13 protein-coding genes are annotated in these 15,501 nt (G+C 67.8%); 5 read left to right on the plus strand and 8 right to left on the minus strand.

Going from position 1 to position 15,501, the window contains the following annotated elements; genetic code table 11:
- Window positions 1–4: 4 nt before the first annotated feature.
- From ACFC1K_RS08630 to ACFC1K_RS08640, 3 genes are read left to right on the plus strand one after another with little or no spacing between them, the layout of a single operon-like run.
- The gene (locus ACFC1K_RS08630) at window positions 5–1,156 is read left to right on the plus strand and encodes a glycosyltransferase family 4 protein (protein WP_375871294.1); all 1,152 of its coding nucleotides are present in this window, start codon (window positions 5–7) and stop codon (window positions 1,154–1,156) included.
- Complete coding sequence (locus tag ACFC1K_RS08635; protein ID WP_375871295.1) at window positions 1,153–2,376, plus strand: hypothetical protein; 1,224 nt, start codon at window positions 1,153–1,155, stop codon at window positions 2,374–2,376. The genes ACFC1K_RS08630 and ACFC1K_RS08635 overlap by 4 nt, the downstream gene beginning before the upstream one ends.
- Before the next feature lie 56 nt (window positions 2,377–2,432).
- The gene (locus ACFC1K_RS08640) at window positions 2,433–3,515 is read left to right on the plus strand and encodes a glycosyltransferase (protein ID WP_375871296.1); all 1,083 of its coding nucleotides are present in this window, start codon (window positions 2,433–2,435) and stop codon (window positions 3,513–3,515) included.
- An 8-nt stretch (window positions 3,516–3,523) separates the two neighbouring features.
- On the opposite strand, the gene ACFC1K_RS08645 is transcribed toward ACFC1K_RS08640, so the two are convergent.
- Genes ACFC1K_RS08645 through ACFC1K_RS08660 form a run of 4 tightly spaced genes read right to left on the minus strand, consistent with a single transcriptional unit; the run spans window position 3,524 to window position 8,067 of the window.
- The gene (locus ACFC1K_RS08645) at window positions 3,524–5,320 is read right to left on the minus strand and encodes an ABC transporter ATP-binding protein (RefSeq protein WP_375871297.1); all 1,797 of its coding nucleotides are present in this window, start codon (window positions 5,318–5,320) and stop codon (window positions 3,524–3,526) included.
- A 28-nt stretch (window positions 5,321–5,348) separates the two neighbouring features.
- Window positions 5,349–6,338 carry a Gfo/Idh/MocA family oxidoreductase gene (locus ACFC1K_RS08650; RefSeq protein WP_375871298.1) on the minus strand — a complete coding sequence of 330 codons (990 nt, stop codon included), beginning with the start codon at window positions 6,336–6,338 and terminating at the stop codon, window positions 5,349–5,351.
- Window positions 6,338–7,438: a DegT/DnrJ/EryC1/StrS family aminotransferase gene (locus tag ACFC1K_RS08655; RefSeq protein WP_375871299.1), complete on the minus strand. Its 1,101-nt coding sequence runs from the start codon at window positions 7,436–7,438 to the stop codon at window positions 6,338–6,340. The genes ACFC1K_RS08650 and ACFC1K_RS08655 overlap by 1 nt, the downstream gene beginning before the upstream one ends.
- A complete protein-coding gene (locus ACFC1K_RS08660; RefSeq protein WP_375871300.1) occupies window positions 7,435–8,067 on the minus strand; it encodes an acyltransferase in 633 nt (210 codons plus the stop codon). Before ACFC1K_RS08660 ends, ACFC1K_RS08655 begins: the two co-directional genes overlap by 4 nt.
- Before the next feature lie 51 nt (window positions 8,068–8,118).
- Here ACFC1K_RS08660 and ACFC1K_RS08665 point away from each other — a divergent pair, with 51 nt between their 5' ends.
- Both ACFC1K_RS08665 and ACFC1K_RS08670 read left to right on the plus strand, forming a co-directional pair.
- Window positions 8,119–8,820: a glycosyltransferase family 2 protein gene (locus ACFC1K_RS08665; protein ID WP_375871301.1), complete on the plus strand. Its 702-nt coding sequence runs from the start codon at window positions 8,119–8,121 to the stop codon at window positions 8,818–8,820.
- On the plus strand, window positions 8,820–9,206 hold the full coding sequence (locus ACFC1K_RS08670) for a DUF2304 domain-containing protein (protein ID WP_375871302.1): 387 nt from the start codon (window positions 8,820–8,822) through the stop codon (window positions 9,204–9,206). Before ACFC1K_RS08665 ends, ACFC1K_RS08670 begins: the two co-directional genes overlap by 1 nt.
- Here ACFC1K_RS08670 and ACFC1K_RS08675 read toward each other — a convergent pair whose 3' ends face one another.
- The 4 genes from ACFC1K_RS08675 to ACFC1K_RS08690 form a co-directional block, all read right to left on the minus strand.
- A complete protein-coding gene (locus tag ACFC1K_RS08675; RefSeq protein ID WP_375871805.1) occupies window positions 9,207–11,147 on the minus strand; it encodes a DUF6541 family protein in 1,941 nt (646 codons plus the stop codon).
- 3 nt (window positions 11,148–11,150) lie between these two features.
- Complete coding sequence (locus ACFC1K_RS08680) at window positions 11,151–11,891, minus strand: ABC transporter ATP-binding protein (protein WP_375871303.1); 741 nt, start codon at window positions 11,889–11,891, stop codon at window positions 11,151–11,153.
- Window positions 11,888–12,775, minus strand: a complete 888-nt coding sequence (locus ACFC1K_RS08685; protein WP_375871304.1) for an ABC transporter permease — start codon at window positions 12,773–12,775, stop codon at window positions 11,888–11,890. The genes ACFC1K_RS08680 and ACFC1K_RS08685 overlap by 4 nt, the downstream gene beginning before the upstream one ends.
- 93 nt (window positions 12,776–12,868) lie before the next feature.
- Window positions 12,869–15,481 carry an FG-GAP repeat domain-containing protein gene (locus tag ACFC1K_RS08690; RefSeq protein ID WP_375871305.1) on the minus strand — a complete coding sequence of 871 codons (2,613 nt, stop codon included), beginning with the start codon at window positions 15,479–15,481 and terminating at the stop codon, window positions 12,869–12,871.
- Between the last annotated feature and the right edge of the window lie 20 nt (window positions 15,482–15,501).

Below are 15,501 nucleotides of genomic sequence, written 5' to 3' on the forward strand. Positions count from 1 at the left end.
GCGGGTGGCGATCGTCTCACGCATCTACCGGCCCGAGCCGTCGGCCGCGTCGTTCTTCCTCGGCAGCGTCGCGGATGCGCTCGTGGAGCGCGGCGACGACGTGACCGTCCTGACGGCCCGGCCACCGCACTCGTCCGAGCCGCACGCGCCCCGTGAGCGCGTGCGGACCTTCCCGGTCGTCCGGGACCGCAACGGCTACGTGCGCGGATATCTGCCCTACGCGAGCTTCGATCTTCCACTGTTCTTCCGGCTGCTGTTCGCGCGGCGTCCCGATGTCGTCTTCGTCGAGCCGCCTCCCACGACGGGCGTCGTCGTGCGAATCGTGTGCGCTCTGCGCCGCATCCCGTACGTCTACGACGCTGCCGACATCTGGTCGGATGCCGCGAGCATGGCGACCTCGTCGACGGCTGTCACGCGCGTGCTGCGCCGGCTGGAACGCTTCGCTATGCGTGGAGCGACGCGACTCGTGACGATCTCGCAGGGCGTGGTCGACCGCGTGCGCGCGCTCGGCATCGAGCGGCCGATCGCTGTGACGGGGTTCGGGGCCGACACGTCGTCTTTCTCGTACCGCCCGGCCGACATCCAGCCGCTGGTCGTCTACGCCGGCAGCTATTCGACCTGGCACGGGGCGGAGGTCGTCGTGGATGCCCTGGCGGTCTTGCGGGACAAGGGAGTCGATGTGCGCCTGCTCGTCATCGGCAACGGTGAGCAAGAAACGCTCGCCGTTCGCGCGCGCGACCGCGGCCTCGAGTCCGTTGTCGAGTTCGCGGCACCCGTCGACCCCGAGGATCTCTCGCGCGTGCTCGGCGGCGCGCTGGTCTCGATCGCGACCCTGCGGCCGGGGACAGGGTACGACTACGCCTTCACCTCGAAGGTGTACTCGTCGCTGGCCGCCGGCTGCCCCGTCGTGTTCGCCGGCCCCGGTCCGACGGGCCCGTTCGTCACGGAGGCGAGTCGGCACGTGCGGGCCGGCTCCGCTGTGTCGCACGACGCGGACGAGCTCGCGGACGCCCTGCGGGCGCTGATCGATCACCCTCCGACCGAGGCCGACCGCGCGGCCCTGGCCGAGTGGACGGCCCGCGAGCACTCGATGGCCGCGGTCGCGGGGCGGGTCGCGGACGAGATCACCGCCGCCACGCGCAGGCGGATGCCGTGAGCGGGCTCGTCACCCGCGCGGTCGACTGGCTCATGCGGCATCGGTCCTCGCTGCCCGCATGGGTGAACAGACTCATGGCCTCCGCAGCGCGCAACCCCGACGGCGTCGTCGGCCGGCTGTCATCGGTTCTGCTCGGCGGGGGCGACGGAGCTCCGACCGAAGTCCCGACGGGTGGACTCCGCGTCTTCATAGGTCCGACGAACTACTCCGGGCAGGGCTACCGCTGGGCGCGGGCGCTCGAGGCCGCCGACGCGGGTCTCGCGGCACGCAATATGGCGGTCTCGCTCCCCGGAGGCTTCGACTTCCCCGCCGACTCATCGGTCGCGATCGCGGTCGTGAACGCGTCGTCGCGGTGGGGCGAAGCGCAGTGGGAGGCGGTCTCGCAGTTCACCCACGTGCTGGTCGAGGCCGAGCGGCCCCTCTTCGGCACACGCTTCTCACGCAGCGTCGCGGCTGAGGTCGAGGCACTGGCGTCAGCCGGGGTATCGGTCGCCTTCCTCGCCCACGGCACCGACGTGCGAGATCCCGACCGTCATGCGGCGCGAACGCCCTGGTCGCCGTACCCCGAAGACCCCAGGACGGACGTCTTGCGCGAGGACGCGCGCGCAAACCTCGAGTTGCTGCGGCGACTCGACCGACCTGTGTTCGTCTCCACCCCCGACCTCCTCTTCGACGTGCCGACCGCGATCTGGTGCCCCGTCGTCACCGACGTCGCGGCGTTCGCGACCGACGCGCGCGTGCTCGATGGCGGCCCGGCCCGCATCATCCACGCCTCGAGCGCGCCCGTCCAGAAGGGCAGCCACCTCATCGCGCCGGCACTGGCACCCCTCCTCGAATCGGGCCGAGCCGTCTATGAGACTGTCACGGGCGCGACGGCCGACGAGATGCCGGCGCGCTTCGCCGCGGCCGACATCGTGATCGACCAGTTCCGCATCGGGTCGTATGGCGTGGCCGCGTGCGAGGCGATGGCAGCGGGCCGCATCGTTCTCGGGCATGTTCTCCCCGACGTCCGCGACGAGGTGGAGCGCGCGACGGGCCTCGAGCTCCCGATCGTCCAGGCGACACCGGACACCCTCGGCGACGTCGTGTCGGGACTGCTCGCGGACCCCGTAGCAGCACGCGAGCTCGCAGCAGCCGGCCCGGCGTTCGTGCAGGCCGTCCATTCCGGTCCGTTCAGCGCGCGTGTCCTGCTCGACGACTGGATCCGGCCTCGCGCCTGATGGGTCGGCCGCGTCGGGCGCCCGGCGGTGCCCTCCGCGCTCGGTAGGCTCGATCCATGACCCGCCCCGACGTCGACGTGACGATCGCCGTGCACTCGGCATCCCGCCCCATCGCCCGCGCCGTCGCGTCGATCGTCGATCACACGACCGCGGATGTGCGCGTCAACGTGGTCGCCCACAACATCGATCCCGAGGTCATCCGAGCGAACCTCGGATCTTACGCGCAGCATCCGTCCGTCCGGCTCCTCTCGCTCGCCGACGGCGTCCACTCTCCCGCGGGTCCGATGAATCACGGGCTGGACTTATCGGACGCGCCGTTCGTCTCGGTCATGGGCTCCGACGACGAGCTCGCGCCGGGGGCCCTCGATTCGTGGCTCGCGCTGCAGCGCGCGACGGGAGCGTCGACGATAATCGCGCGGGTCCTCCTCGGTGCCCGCGGTGCCGACCCCTATCCGCCGGTGCGCCGCGGCCGTCGCACACGCCGACTCAGCGCCCGCAAGGACCGGCTGGCGTATCGGAGCGCGCCGCTCGGTCTGGTGTCGCGCGAGCGATTCCCCGACCTCCGCTTCACTGAAGGGCTGGCATCGGGCGAGGACCTCGCGTACTCGGCGACCCTGTGGTTCACGGGTCGCGACGTCGCCTACGACAGGACGGGGCCCGCGTATCTCGTCAACGACGACGCGACCGACCGCGTCACGTCGGCGCCCCGCCCCGTCCACGACGATTTCGCCTTCCTCGATGCGATCGAGGCTCACCCTTGGTACGGGCGACTCGGGCGAGCGGATCGACGTGCGCTCGCGGTGAAGATCCTCCGGGTGCACTTCTTCGACGCCGTGCTCGCCCGGACGAGAGTGCCCGAAGGGATCGCCGCGCATCGCGCCGATCTTCTCGCGGTGCTCGCGCGCCTCGAGGCTTCGGCACCGGGTGTGACCAGCCTGCTCGCTCGCGCCGACCGCAGCGTCATCGACGAGCTCGAGAGGGAGCAGCCCGACCCCGTTGCAATCCTGCACTTCATCGATGCGCGGTGGAACTATCGCACGGTCGCCGCCATGCTTCCGCGCAACCCGCTTCTCGCTCTGCACCGTCAGTCGCCGTTTCGCACGCTCTACGCGGGTCTGCGGTCGCTGTCCGCGACCTGACGAGCGACCTAGAGATCGATTTCGCGACCGAGGCCCGCCAGCAGTACCTGCTCCGCAAACGACGGAAGCTGCGATGCCACCTCGCGGAATGTTCCCTGCGCGACGATCCGCCCCTCATCCACATAGCAGATGCGGTCGTAGTCCTTGACCGTAGAGAGTCGGTGCGCCACCGAGATGAGGGTGACCTCACCCTGCAGCGCGCGGATCGACCTCGTGACTTCGTCCTCGGTCTTGGTGTCGAGCGAGCTCGTGGCCTCGTCGAGCACGAGCACGAGGGGGTCGGTGTAGAGGGCGCGCGCGATACCGAGCCGTTGCTGCTGACCGCCCGACAGCGACACGCCACGCTCGCCGATCCGCTCGTCGATGCCGCCCGTGCGCGACGCGACGAGCGTGCTCAACTGCGCACGTTCCAGCGCGTGCACGACGCGCTCGCGGTCCACCTCGTCGCCCCACGTGAGGGCGACGTTCTGCGCGATGGTGCCGTCGAACAGCGCGACGCGCTGCGGCACGTAACCGACACGGCCGCGCCACTGGCGCAGAACGGCGTTGAGCGGATGTCCGTCGATGAGGATCTCGCCCGACGAGGGCACGCTGAGCCCGAGGAGGAGGTCGATGAGCGTCGACTTGCCCGCTCCCGAAGGTCCTACGATCCCGACCGAGCTGCCCAGAGGGATGTCCAGGAACATGCCCCGGATGACGTCTTCCTCCGCTTTGGGATAGCGGAAGCGCACATCGGTCAGCGCGAGTCGCTCCGGGCGTTCGACGAGAACCGCCGTGTCGGCGGGCGTCGTCGAGGTCTCCATGTCCTTCTCGGCCGCGATGAGATCGTCCACGACGTCGCTCGCGGACGGGATGGACGCGATCGCCTGCACGATGCCGCCCTGGATGCCGTTGATCGCGGGGATGAGCCGGAAGCCCGCGGTCGCAAACAGCGCGACCGATGTGAGGGCCGAGGTGAACCCTCCCTGGAGGTAAGAGAAGCCGCCGATCAGGATGATGCCGCCGATCAGCGCCGCTTCGAAGACGAACCCGGGGATGAGCCCGAGGATCGACCCGTTCGCGCGAGCGCGCACGGAGCGCTGCCGATTGGCCGTCACGAGATCAGCGACGTCGCCGAGGCGGTTGCGGAGGCTGAGCTCTTTGAGCGCCTCCATCATCTCGGTCATCAGGATCGCCACGCGGTAGCTGAACTCGAGGTTCACCGTGGCGGCCTCGAGGGCACGTTTGGTGACGAGGTTGTGCACGACCAGGGCGATGAGTGTGAGATAGACGAGCGTGATGATCGAGATCATCGGATCGACGACGAGCAGCACCGTGAGCACGACGACGAACGTGCAGATCGAGGCGGGCACGCGCATAAGCGGGAGCAGGAAGCCCGCCATCGTGTTCGCGATGCCCGAGTCGGCGATCCGCGTGATCTCAGCAACCGTGCGTTTGGAGCGCTGCTCCCAGCTCGAGTTGATGTACGCCTTGAACATGCGATCGCCGATCGCGAGCTCGTACTTCGCGAAGCGTCGCGTCGCGTGCCAGTGGAGCAGGAGCGACAGCGCCGACTTCACGATGATGAGCACGCACGCGAGTAGGGCGAACAGCGGAGCCTGCTCGGCGGTGACCTCCCCGATCAGCGGGATGCTCAGCGTGCCGCCTGTGATCGCGGGGCCGATGACGATCGCCAGCATCGACACGGCTATGACGTCGAGCACCGTGAGTGCGCTCGTCCAGATCATGTAGCCGAGGAAGTAGCGACGCGCACCGGCCGGCAGGAGCGGGAGGAGGAGCCGGAGGATTACCCAGACACCTTTCATGCGGCGCTCCGGGTCTGGAGAATCGACATCAGAAGGTGACCGACAATCCCGTCCGCGCCGACTCGAGCGCTCCCTCGATGACCTCGAGCGTGTGCAGTCCCTGCTCCATCGTGACGACATCACTCGGCAGCCCCAGGACGGCGTCACGGAATGCCTCGTGCTCGACACGCAGCGGCTCACGCTTGGCGAAGGAGAAGCGGGTCACATCGCCCTCCGAGACACCCCGGAATGACGAGACCGAGTCCCACTCAAGCGGTATCGTGCCGTTGGCGAAGAACGTGAGGTCCCCCGTCGCCGTGTCGGCGATGTAGGTGCCGCGGTCGCCCGTCACGACCGTCACGCGCTCCTTCATCGGGCTCAACCAGTTGACGAGGTGGCTCACGATGATGTCGTTCGCGAGGCGGCCCGTGACCGCGATCATGTCCTCGTGCTCGCGTCCGCTCTTGAAGTTCGTCTGCGCGAAGACACTGCGGTAGTCGCTCTGCGCCACCCAGGCGGTGAGATCGATGTCGTGCGATGCGAGGTCCTTGCCGACGCCGACATCTGCGATACGGCTGGGGAAGGTGCTCTGACGGCGCGTGGCGATCTGGTAAACCTCGCCGACGTCGCCGTTCGCGAGGCGACGGCGGAGCTCCTGGAGTGAGGGGTTGAAACGCTCGACGTGACCGACCGCCCCGACCAGGCCGCGCGACGTGAAGGCGTCCGTCATCTCTCGGCCCGCGTCGACGGTGTGCGCGATCGGCTTCTCGACGAGCGTGTGCACGCCCGCCTCGGCGAGCTTGAGCGCCGCCTCGTGGTGGAACCGGGTCGGCACGGCGACGACGGCGATGTCAAGGCCCACCTCGATGAGCGCATCGATGTCGGGCAGCACCGCAAGAGACCCGCCGACGCTGTGCGGATCGCCGCCCGGGTCGGCGATCGCGACGAGGTCGACGCCGTCCACCTCGCGCAGGATGCGCGCGTGGTGCCTGCCCATCATCCCGACGCCGAGCAGTCCGGCGCGGAGGGTGTCGGCCATCAGGCGCCCGCTCCCGCGACGGCGTTCACGGCGGCCACGATGCGCTCGAGGTCGTTCTGCGACAACGACGGATGCACGGGCAGAGAGACGACCTCGCGTGCGGCGCGCTCGGTCTCCGGCAAGTCGACGCCCGGCGCGAAGTGTGCGAGCGACCGCAGGCGGTGATTCGGGATCGGGTAGTACACGCCGCTGCCGACCTGGTGCTCGTCCCTGAGCGCGGTGACGAACCCGTCGCGCTCCTCCGGCACCCGGATCGTGTACTGGTGATAGACGTGCACGGCACCGGCAGCGACCGAAGGCACCCCGACCCCGCGGAGGTGCTGGTCGAGGAACGCGGCGTTCGCCTGACGGCGCGCAGTCCAGCCGTCGACCTTCGTGAGCTGGACCCGACCGATGGCCGCATGCAGGTCGGTCATGCGCGCGTTGAAGCCCACGAGTTCGTTCTCGTACTGCTTCTCCATCCCCTGGTTGCGCAGCAGACGCACCCTGCGGGCGGTCGCCGCGTCGGCGAGCGTGACCATGCCCCCTTCGCCCGACGTCATGTTCTTCGTCGGGTACAGCGAGAACATCGCGAACTCCCCCCACGTTCCGACGGGACGCCCGTCGAGGGAGGAGCCGTGCGCCTGCGCGGCGTCTTCGTACAGCGCCACGCCGTGCTTCTCCACCAGGGCCGAGAGTTCCCTGAGCCGCGCGGGGTGTCCGTAGAGGTGAACGGGAAGGATGCCGCGCGTGCGGGACGAGATCGCCGCTTCCACCGCCGCGGGGTCCAGCGTGAACGTCTCGGGCTCGATGTCCACGAATACCGGCGTCGCGCCGGTGAGGGCGACCGAGTTGCCCGTGGCGGCGAAGGTGAAGGAGGGCACGATGACTTCGTCGCCCGGTCCGACGCCGGCCGCCAGCAGCCCGAGGTGCAGACCCGACGTTCCGGAGTTCACCGCAACCGTCTCGCGACCCTCGACGAAGTGCGCAGCGAACTCGCTCTCGAACGCCGCGACCTCAGGCCCCTGTGCGACCATCCCGCTGCGCAGGACGCGGTCGACGGCCGCCCTCTCGTCGTCACCGATGATCGGCTTGGCAGGAGGAATGAAATCCGGTGTCACTTGGTGACCTCTCTCAACAGACCGTCGACCTCTTCGTAGAGGTCATCCGAAACAGGGCAACGCCACAGACCGTCCCGCTCGATCAGCGGGTGTCCGGAACGGCCGACCCAGCCGATTCGGCGGGCGGGCACGCCGGCGACGAGTGCGAACGCGGGAACATCCTTGACGACGACCGCTCCCGCGGCGACGGTCGCCCATTCGCCGATCGTGACCGGCGCGACACACGTGGCGCGCGCCCCGACGGACGCGCCGCGTTCGATGGTCACTCCGACCGGAACCCAATCGTGGGCATCCTTCAGTGTGCCGTCGGCGTTGATCGCGCGGGGGTACGTGTCGTTGGTCAGGACGACGGCCGGTCCGATGAACACGCCGTCGGCCAGCTTCGCGGGCTCGTAGACGAGAGCGTAGTTCTGCACCTTGCAGTTGTCGCCCATCTGGACGCCGGTGCCGATGTACGCGCCGCGGCCCACGATGCAGTTGCGGCCCATCTTCACGCCCTCGCGCACCTGGGCGAGGTGCCAGATGGAGGATCCGTCGCCGATCTCCGAGTCGGCGGACACGTCGGCGGTTTCCGTGACACGCACGGCGAAAGGCTCACTCACGTTTGGGGGCTCCTCGCGTCGCGGCATCGGTCATCGCAACGCGCCGTCAAGTCTACCGTGCTCTGTAACAATGGTTGGATGACCGCCGAGTCCCCGAGTGGCGCACCTGTGCCCGACGCCGAGAGCTGGGTCGTCATTCCCCTCTACAACGAAGCGACCGTCATCGGCGACGTGATCGCCGGGCTTCTGCCGTCGTTTCCCAACGTCGTCTGTGTCGATGACGGTTCCTCGGACGGGTCTGCCGCCATCGCTGAGGCGGCCGGCGCGCGGGTCGTGCGTCATCCGGTGAACCTCGGTCAGGGCGCCGCGCTTCAGACGGGCATCGAGTACGCACTGGAGCACCCGAGCGCCCGGTATCTGGTCACGTTCGACGCGGACGGCCAGCATCGGGTGGACGACGCAGTGGGGATGGTCCGGCGTGCACGGGAGGCGGATCTGTCGATCGTCTTCGGCTCACGGTTCCTCGACGACCGTACGAATCCGGGCCTGATCAAGCGTGTCATCCTGAAGACCGCGGTATGGGTGACGAACAAGTCGACGGGACTGCGTCTGACGGACGCGCACAACGGCCTGCGCGTGATCCGCCGCGACGCCGCCGAGCGAGTGCATCTCAAACAGGACCGCATGGCGCACGCGACCGAAATCGTGCTGCAACTCGGCAACACGGGGCTCGCCTGGCAGGAGTATCCGGTCGAGTTGCTCTACACCGACTACTCGAAGGCGAAGGGGCAGAGCGTGCTGAACTCGATCAACATCCTCGTCGATCTGGTGGTCCGCTGATGCTCATCCAGATCCTCCTCATCGCGGCGATCCTCGTGATCGGCTTCCTCGTGATCCGCAATCCGGGCAGCGACAGCCACCTCGCGATCCGTCGGCTGCTTCTGCTCGGTTTCGTCGTCGCCGCCGTCCTCTCGGTCCTGTTCCCCCAGTGGCTCACCTGGGTGGCGACACTGATCGGCGTCGGGCGCGGTACCGACCTGCTCCTGTACGCGCTCGTTGTCGTCGTACTGGTCTTCATCGCCACGCAGTACCGGGCGAACGTCGAACAGAACCGACGCATCACCCAGCTCGCGCGACGGATCGCACTTCTTGAGGCACGTGAGAGCGAGTCTCGGGCTGAGCCGACCCGACACTCCCCTGACGGTCCGACGGGCGGACAGGGCTGATCAGCCGCAGGCGGTGATCCGCCAGAGGACGGCGTCACCCTGTCGATCGACGAGCTCGAAGCCGCCACGCGCGGCGATATCCGTGAACCCGGGAAGGATGTAGCGACCATACTCGGTCTCGCCCGGCCCGAAATCGAGTACGTACCGTGCTCCGATCGACTCCACTGCCGGGCACACCGCAGGATCGGTGGCGACCTCGTTGAGGCTGGACGCGAGGACATCGTACGCTGCCGTCTGAGGCGGTTGCCAGGTCAAGGGATAAACCGCGTGATCGCCGATCGCGAACCCGAAGGCCATTCCGGTCGATGGATTCCCGACGATGACGTCACCCGGTGCGACGACCGCGTTCAGCCGACCCAGCAGCGCCCGTTCATCGGGCGTGAGGTAGCTGTCGTCGGCCATCGTGTACCACGTCACGCGATCCACTGCGCCCGTCCAGACATCGCGCCATTGGATGATGGGCGAGACCGCGATGGAAATCAGTCCGGCGACGGCGAGTGCCGCGAGCGTCGCTGCACCGACCGTTACAGCCGGGGCGTGTGGGAGGTCGCGCCGACGCTGGATCAGACCGCCGACGAGACCCGCCAGGGCCGCGGCTCCGATTCCCGCGAGCGGTATCACGACGACCGGGAGCGCCGCAGCCACACGATAGGGGTCGCCGTAGAACGGGGCCAGCAGGAAAGCGCGGACCGTCGCATTCCCGACCGCCACCGCGACGAAGTAAAGCGCGGCGACCACGGCCCACGAAGTGGCAAGCCATCGTAGATGCGCGACTCTCACGCTGGCTATGAGGCCGACGAGCATCAGCGCGCTCAGAGCCCACTCACGTGGGAATCCGACCAGGCTGTTGGACAACACGTCCAGCACCGCCTCGAGCTTGCCTCTCGATGGCGGCCACTCGGACGTGACGAACCGCCCGAGCAGCCACCACAGACACACGAGCACGGCGACCTGGCCGAGTGCCGTCGCCGCGAGCCAGATGCGGGTGCGAGCGGGAGCGGTCCGCCACGCCGAAACAACAAGCCAGACACCGAAACTCGTCCCGGCGATGCCCCAGATCACGAGGATCGACGGCTGCGCCAGCGCGACGCCGAGGGCCGCCACGCCCGCGAGACCTGCACCCCAGATCACTCCCCGCCAGCGCGTCGACGACCACCGCTGCGGCAGTTCGAGGATGCTTGCGAGCGCTGCCGGGAGGATCGCGATGGCCAGCAGCGACGGGTATAGCACGCCCCACTGGATCATCAGCAGGGGGAACGCGGCGGCGGCGGCGGCGAGCGCCGCAGCGGCCGCCGCGGCGAGCCGGTCGCCCCGGGTAGCCACCAGCGTCAACCACGCCACGCCGAGGGTCCACACCGCTCCGCCGATCACGAGGCTCATGGCGTTCGCGGCGACCACGATGTCGGTGCCCATCATGAACACGAGCGAGGCGGGTGCGTGCCAGGCCGCGGGGTAGATGGTCGCCGCGCCGAGCATTCCGGTCAGATCCAGCGACGAGGCGGACCCCGTGTCAGCGATGTACCGGAGCGCGTTCAGGTGGAACACCGCATCGTTCGTCTGCGAAGGGTTGTCGGGGTCGCCGATGTAGAGCGCGAGGCGCAGTGCGGTGAGCACGGCGCCGACGGCGACACCGGCGGGTACGAGCCAAGGGGCTCCCCGCGGCGCGCCCGTCGGGGCGGACCCCGGCCGCACGACGAGGCTCAGTGCCCAGACGGCCGCAGCGACCACAACGGCGCCGATGCCCGCCGACAGCGGCTGCCACGGCAGACCCGTCAGCCCGAAGACGATGGCCAGAACGGCGAGCACCGCCGTCGACAACGCCGGCGCCATCGCCCAGAGCGCGAGCCCTTGCAGACGTGCCGCCAGCCCGATCGCCAGGCCGGGGCCGAAGAGCCACAGAGCGGCGGCGGCAACGGCCCCCGCGGCCTCCCACCAGCTCAGGGCTCAGCCCTCGACGATCGCGATGGCGCCCTCGACTCCACCGTCGTAGACCACCAGACCCTTGTCGATCACGATCGCGCGGGTGCAGAGTTCGCGAACCATTTCCATGTCGTGGCTGACGACGACGAGAGTCTTGTCCGCAGCGATCAGTTCCTGGAACTTCTCACGGCACTTCTCGCGGAACGGGGCGTCACCGACGGAGAGAATCTCATCCACGAGCAACACATCGAGTTCCACGTGGATCGCGACCGAGAACGCGAGCCGCATGAACATGCCTGAGGAGTAGTGCTTGACCTCTTGATCGATGAACTCCTCGATCTCGCTGAACGCGACGATCTGGTCGTAGCGCGCCTCGATCTCCTTGCGATTCATCCCCAGGATGGCCGCATTCAGGAAAACGTTCTCTCGGCCGGACAGCTCGGGGTGGAAACCGGCGCCGACCTCGATGAGGCCAGCGACTCGCCCGCGGGTGAGCACCTCGCCGCCGTCGGGACGCATCACGCCGGAGATGAGCTTCAGCAGCGTGGACTTGCCGGAGCCGTTGAGGCCGAGGATCGCGACCGACTCCCCTTCGTCGATGACGATGTCGATTCCCCGGAGCGCCTCGAAGGTGCTGGTCGTCTTGCGCCCCCGAACCCAGGACACCAGGGTGTCTTTCAGCGAGAACGCATGGTTGAGCGTGAAGGTCTTGTGAACGCCGTCGACGACGACGCTCGGACGAGTCTGTTCGGTGATGGAGCTCATAGGTCCTGCGCGAACCTTCCCTCGAGGCGCCGGAAAACGATGTGCCCGACGGCGACGGTGGCGATCGTGATCAGTGTCGTCCAGAGTGTGTTGATCGCCAGCATGGGCGGCAACGGCAGGGTGGTCTCGGTGATCGGGTACCAGAAGGCGAAGTGGAAGAGTTCGACGGCCTGCGTGATCGGGTTCAGCATGTACAGCGTCACCAGCCACTCCGGCAGCACGTCCTGGACCATCGTCCAGTAGTACAGCACCGGAGAGGCCCAGGTCGCGAGGAGCAGGAGCAGCTCGACGATGTTCTCCGCATCGCGGTAGCGGACGTTCACGGCGCCGAAGAAGAGCCCCAGGCCGAGCGCGAAGAGCACGATGATGACGACCGCCGCCAAGATGGCGAGGATCGAGAGCACGGACAGCTTGACGATCCAGCCGAAGAACAGGCACACGATCACGAGCAACGCCACCTGCGGCAGGAAGTGCACGAGGGCGACGATGACCGAGGAAACCGCGAACAGCTGACGCGGCAGGTACACCTTTCGCACGAGTGGCGCGTTGTTCACGATCGATGTCGTCGCGTTCTTGAACGCCTCGCTGAAGAGGTTGATGATCACGATTCCCGAGAACAGGTAGATCGCGTAGTTCGGGATGCCGTGGTTCAGCGCAAGGAAGACGCCGAGGACCACGAAGAAGACGAGGAATTGGGCGGCCGGCCGCACGTATGACCACGTCCATCCGAGGACGGAGTTCCGATAGCGGGTTGTGACGCCCGTCCGGACCAGCAGCCGCAGCAGGTAGTGCCAGCGGAAGACGTCGAGGAGACCGCTGCTGCGTCCGGGTACATCGAAGTTCGATCGCGGAACGGTGGCGAAGATCTGGGTGTTATCGGGCAAGGCTCAACTCAAGCTCACGTTGGGGGACATGCCCGAAGGGCGCCCCCATCATAACGTGCGTGTACGGCAATCCCCCGCGAACGCGGGCGCCGGTCAATACAGCTGGGAGAATCCGGCCCAACCCCAGCCGATCTTGACACTCCCGCGCCAGCCGCCACGTCCGTCGCCGCGATAGAGGAGAACGTCTCCGGCTGCGGTCCTCACCAGGACGTCGGGCTCGCCATCGCCGTCGAAATCCCCCGGGCTGAACAGGGACGTGAATGCGCCCCATCCGTTGCCGATCTGGCGCGCCTCGCCCCATCCGCCCTTGCCGTTCGTCGGATACAGGACCAGCGCTCCGGTGGTCCGCACGCGAGCGAGGATGTCGGACCGACCATCGCCGTCGAAGTCGCCCGCGTTGACGATGCTGTCGAATCCTTCCCAGCCCCAGCCGATCACGCTGCCGCCCGAAGCCCATCCGCCGGCACCGTTCCCCCGGTAGAGGAGCAGCCTGCCGCCCGCGTCGCGTGCGATGACGTCGACCTTTCCATCACCGTCGTAGTCGATTCCACCGAACACGGTGTCGAGGCCCGACCAGCCGTTTCCGATGGCGACCGGCGCTCGGAAAGTTCCGTCTCCATTGCCCGCCATGAGGGTGAACGTGCCGTCGGCGCCGATGCGACCGAGGTCTCGCGCCGCGTCGTTGTCGAAGTCTCCGAGAGGGACGATCCTTGCGCTCGAGGGCCAACTCGCGTCTGCTACTGATGCCGAGAGCCACCCGCCTGCACCGTTCCCCCGATAAAGGAGGAGACCATTGGAGCCCAACGCCACCACGTCCGGGTTGCCGTCTCCGCTGACGTCACCGGCTCCTGGACCCTGGGCCCGGGGCGCGGGGGCACCCACGGCCGCACCGGGACCGACGATTGAAAGCATCCCGCCCCAACCCGCACCGATCTGGCTCAGGTAACCGACCCCGCCGCCCATTCCGGGGTATAGATGCAGTCCGCCCGCGCTGTCCCTTGCAAGGACGTCGGCACGCCCGTCGCCGGTGAAGTCACCCGGCGCCAGCAGCGCCGATATCGACCCCCAGCCCTGACCGATAGGTGCGGAGGTAGACCAGCTCCCCCGCCCATCACCCTCGTAGACGTGCAGTCGTCCGGCCATGTCGCGGGCGAGCAGGTCCGGAGCACCGTCTCCCGAGAAGTCCGCACCCCCGGCAAGCAGGGTCATCGTCCCCCAGCCGTTCCCCACGACGATCGGAGATCGGAATGAGCCCTTGCGATCTCCGCGCCACAGTTGGAGCGAACCGTCGGCGTTGGCGGTGAAGACGTCTGGCGTCCCATCCCCGTCGAAGTCCCCCGCGCCGGTGACGAGGCGCATCCGGGACCAATCGACGGGGAGCGTGATCGGTCCCGAGAATGATGCCCCATCACCACGGTAGAGCAGTGCCCGATTCTGGCCGTCGACGCCGATCAGGTCGCGATGGCCGTCGGCGTCGAGGTCCCCGACGGCCACAATCTGCTTCAGGTTCTGCCCTGAGAGCACCGTGACCGCGGAACCCCATTGGCCGACCTTTGAGAACGGATACGCGAGCACCGAACCCGCTGACGTGAGGGCGAAGATGTGGCGGGTGTCATCGAGCGACAGTGTCGGAACGGGAGTGGCCGAAAGCGGCGTGAGCAGGTCGGCACGTATCCACGAAGAAACGCCGTCGAAGGTCACCCGGTCCCATCCCGAGTAGGTGCCCGTGCGCACCACCAATGTGTCGGCGGAGACGAGCCTGCCTCCGTCGACGCACTCCGTCGTGGGCGCCATCCGTGCATTCACCTGGTCGGCATTGACAACAAACAACCCGCCCGACACCGTGATCGCGGACTCCGCCGGCGGAGCACACACGTTGGCGCGCACCTGAGTCGAGCCGAACCAGTCCGTGAAGTAGTTGTAGAAGTTCCGGTTGCCGTACGAGGAGCACGGATCGTTCGCTTCGGCGTAGCCTGCCCGCAGGGCGGCCGCGTTCGGCTGATACGGCGTGTAGTAGTAGAGATTCGCGGTTGCCTGGTTCTGGACGTAGACGGGCGAAGAGCCGCAGGAAACGTTCGGGTGATAGCGCAGGTTCCACGTCTTGCCGGGGGCGTACCACGTGAAGTACTGGCTGGTTCCGGGCGGATTGGCATAGCGCTTCAGCTGCCATGCCGCCCCGAAGACCTGGTTGAAGAATCCGTAGTAACGCGTGTCGCAGGCCGCCGTATCAGGGCACCCTTGCCCCATCGCGATCGTGTAGCGCCACTCGCTGGGCCACACGTGAGTGACCAGGCCCTGCTCCTTCTGCAGTGTGACGAGGATGACCTGCGGGTTGATGCCGCACGCCCGAGCGACTTTGTGGATGATGGTCGACGCACGCTCGCGCACGCCACCCGCGTAGGCACCGCACATCGCGTCGGCGCTGGTGGTTCGAGGGGTGTCGTACCAGTCGCGCAAGCAGGTGTAGCCCGCCTGGCATTGCGGCACCTTCGCCTCGAGGAACTGCTGGATCTGCGTCTCGGTCATCGTGCCGCTATCGAAGAAGACGCCGTCGCTGATGATGTTCCCCGGCTGGAACTGCGAAAGATCCGCCGTCTTGACGATGTCTCCGGCGACACCCGCTCCCGGCGTTCCGGTCGCGGCCTGACCAGCTGCCGACGCAACCCCCGGCGCCAGCAACAATGCTGCGACGAGACTCACCACCATCGCGAAAACACCGACCCGGC

Origin of the sequence: Microbacterium sp. NPDC056057, assembly GCF_042266945.1 — a bacterium.
GTDB classification, from domain to species: Bacteria; Actinomycetota; Actinomycetes; order Actinomycetales; family Microbacteriaceae; genus Microbacterium; species Microbacterium trichothecenolyticum_C.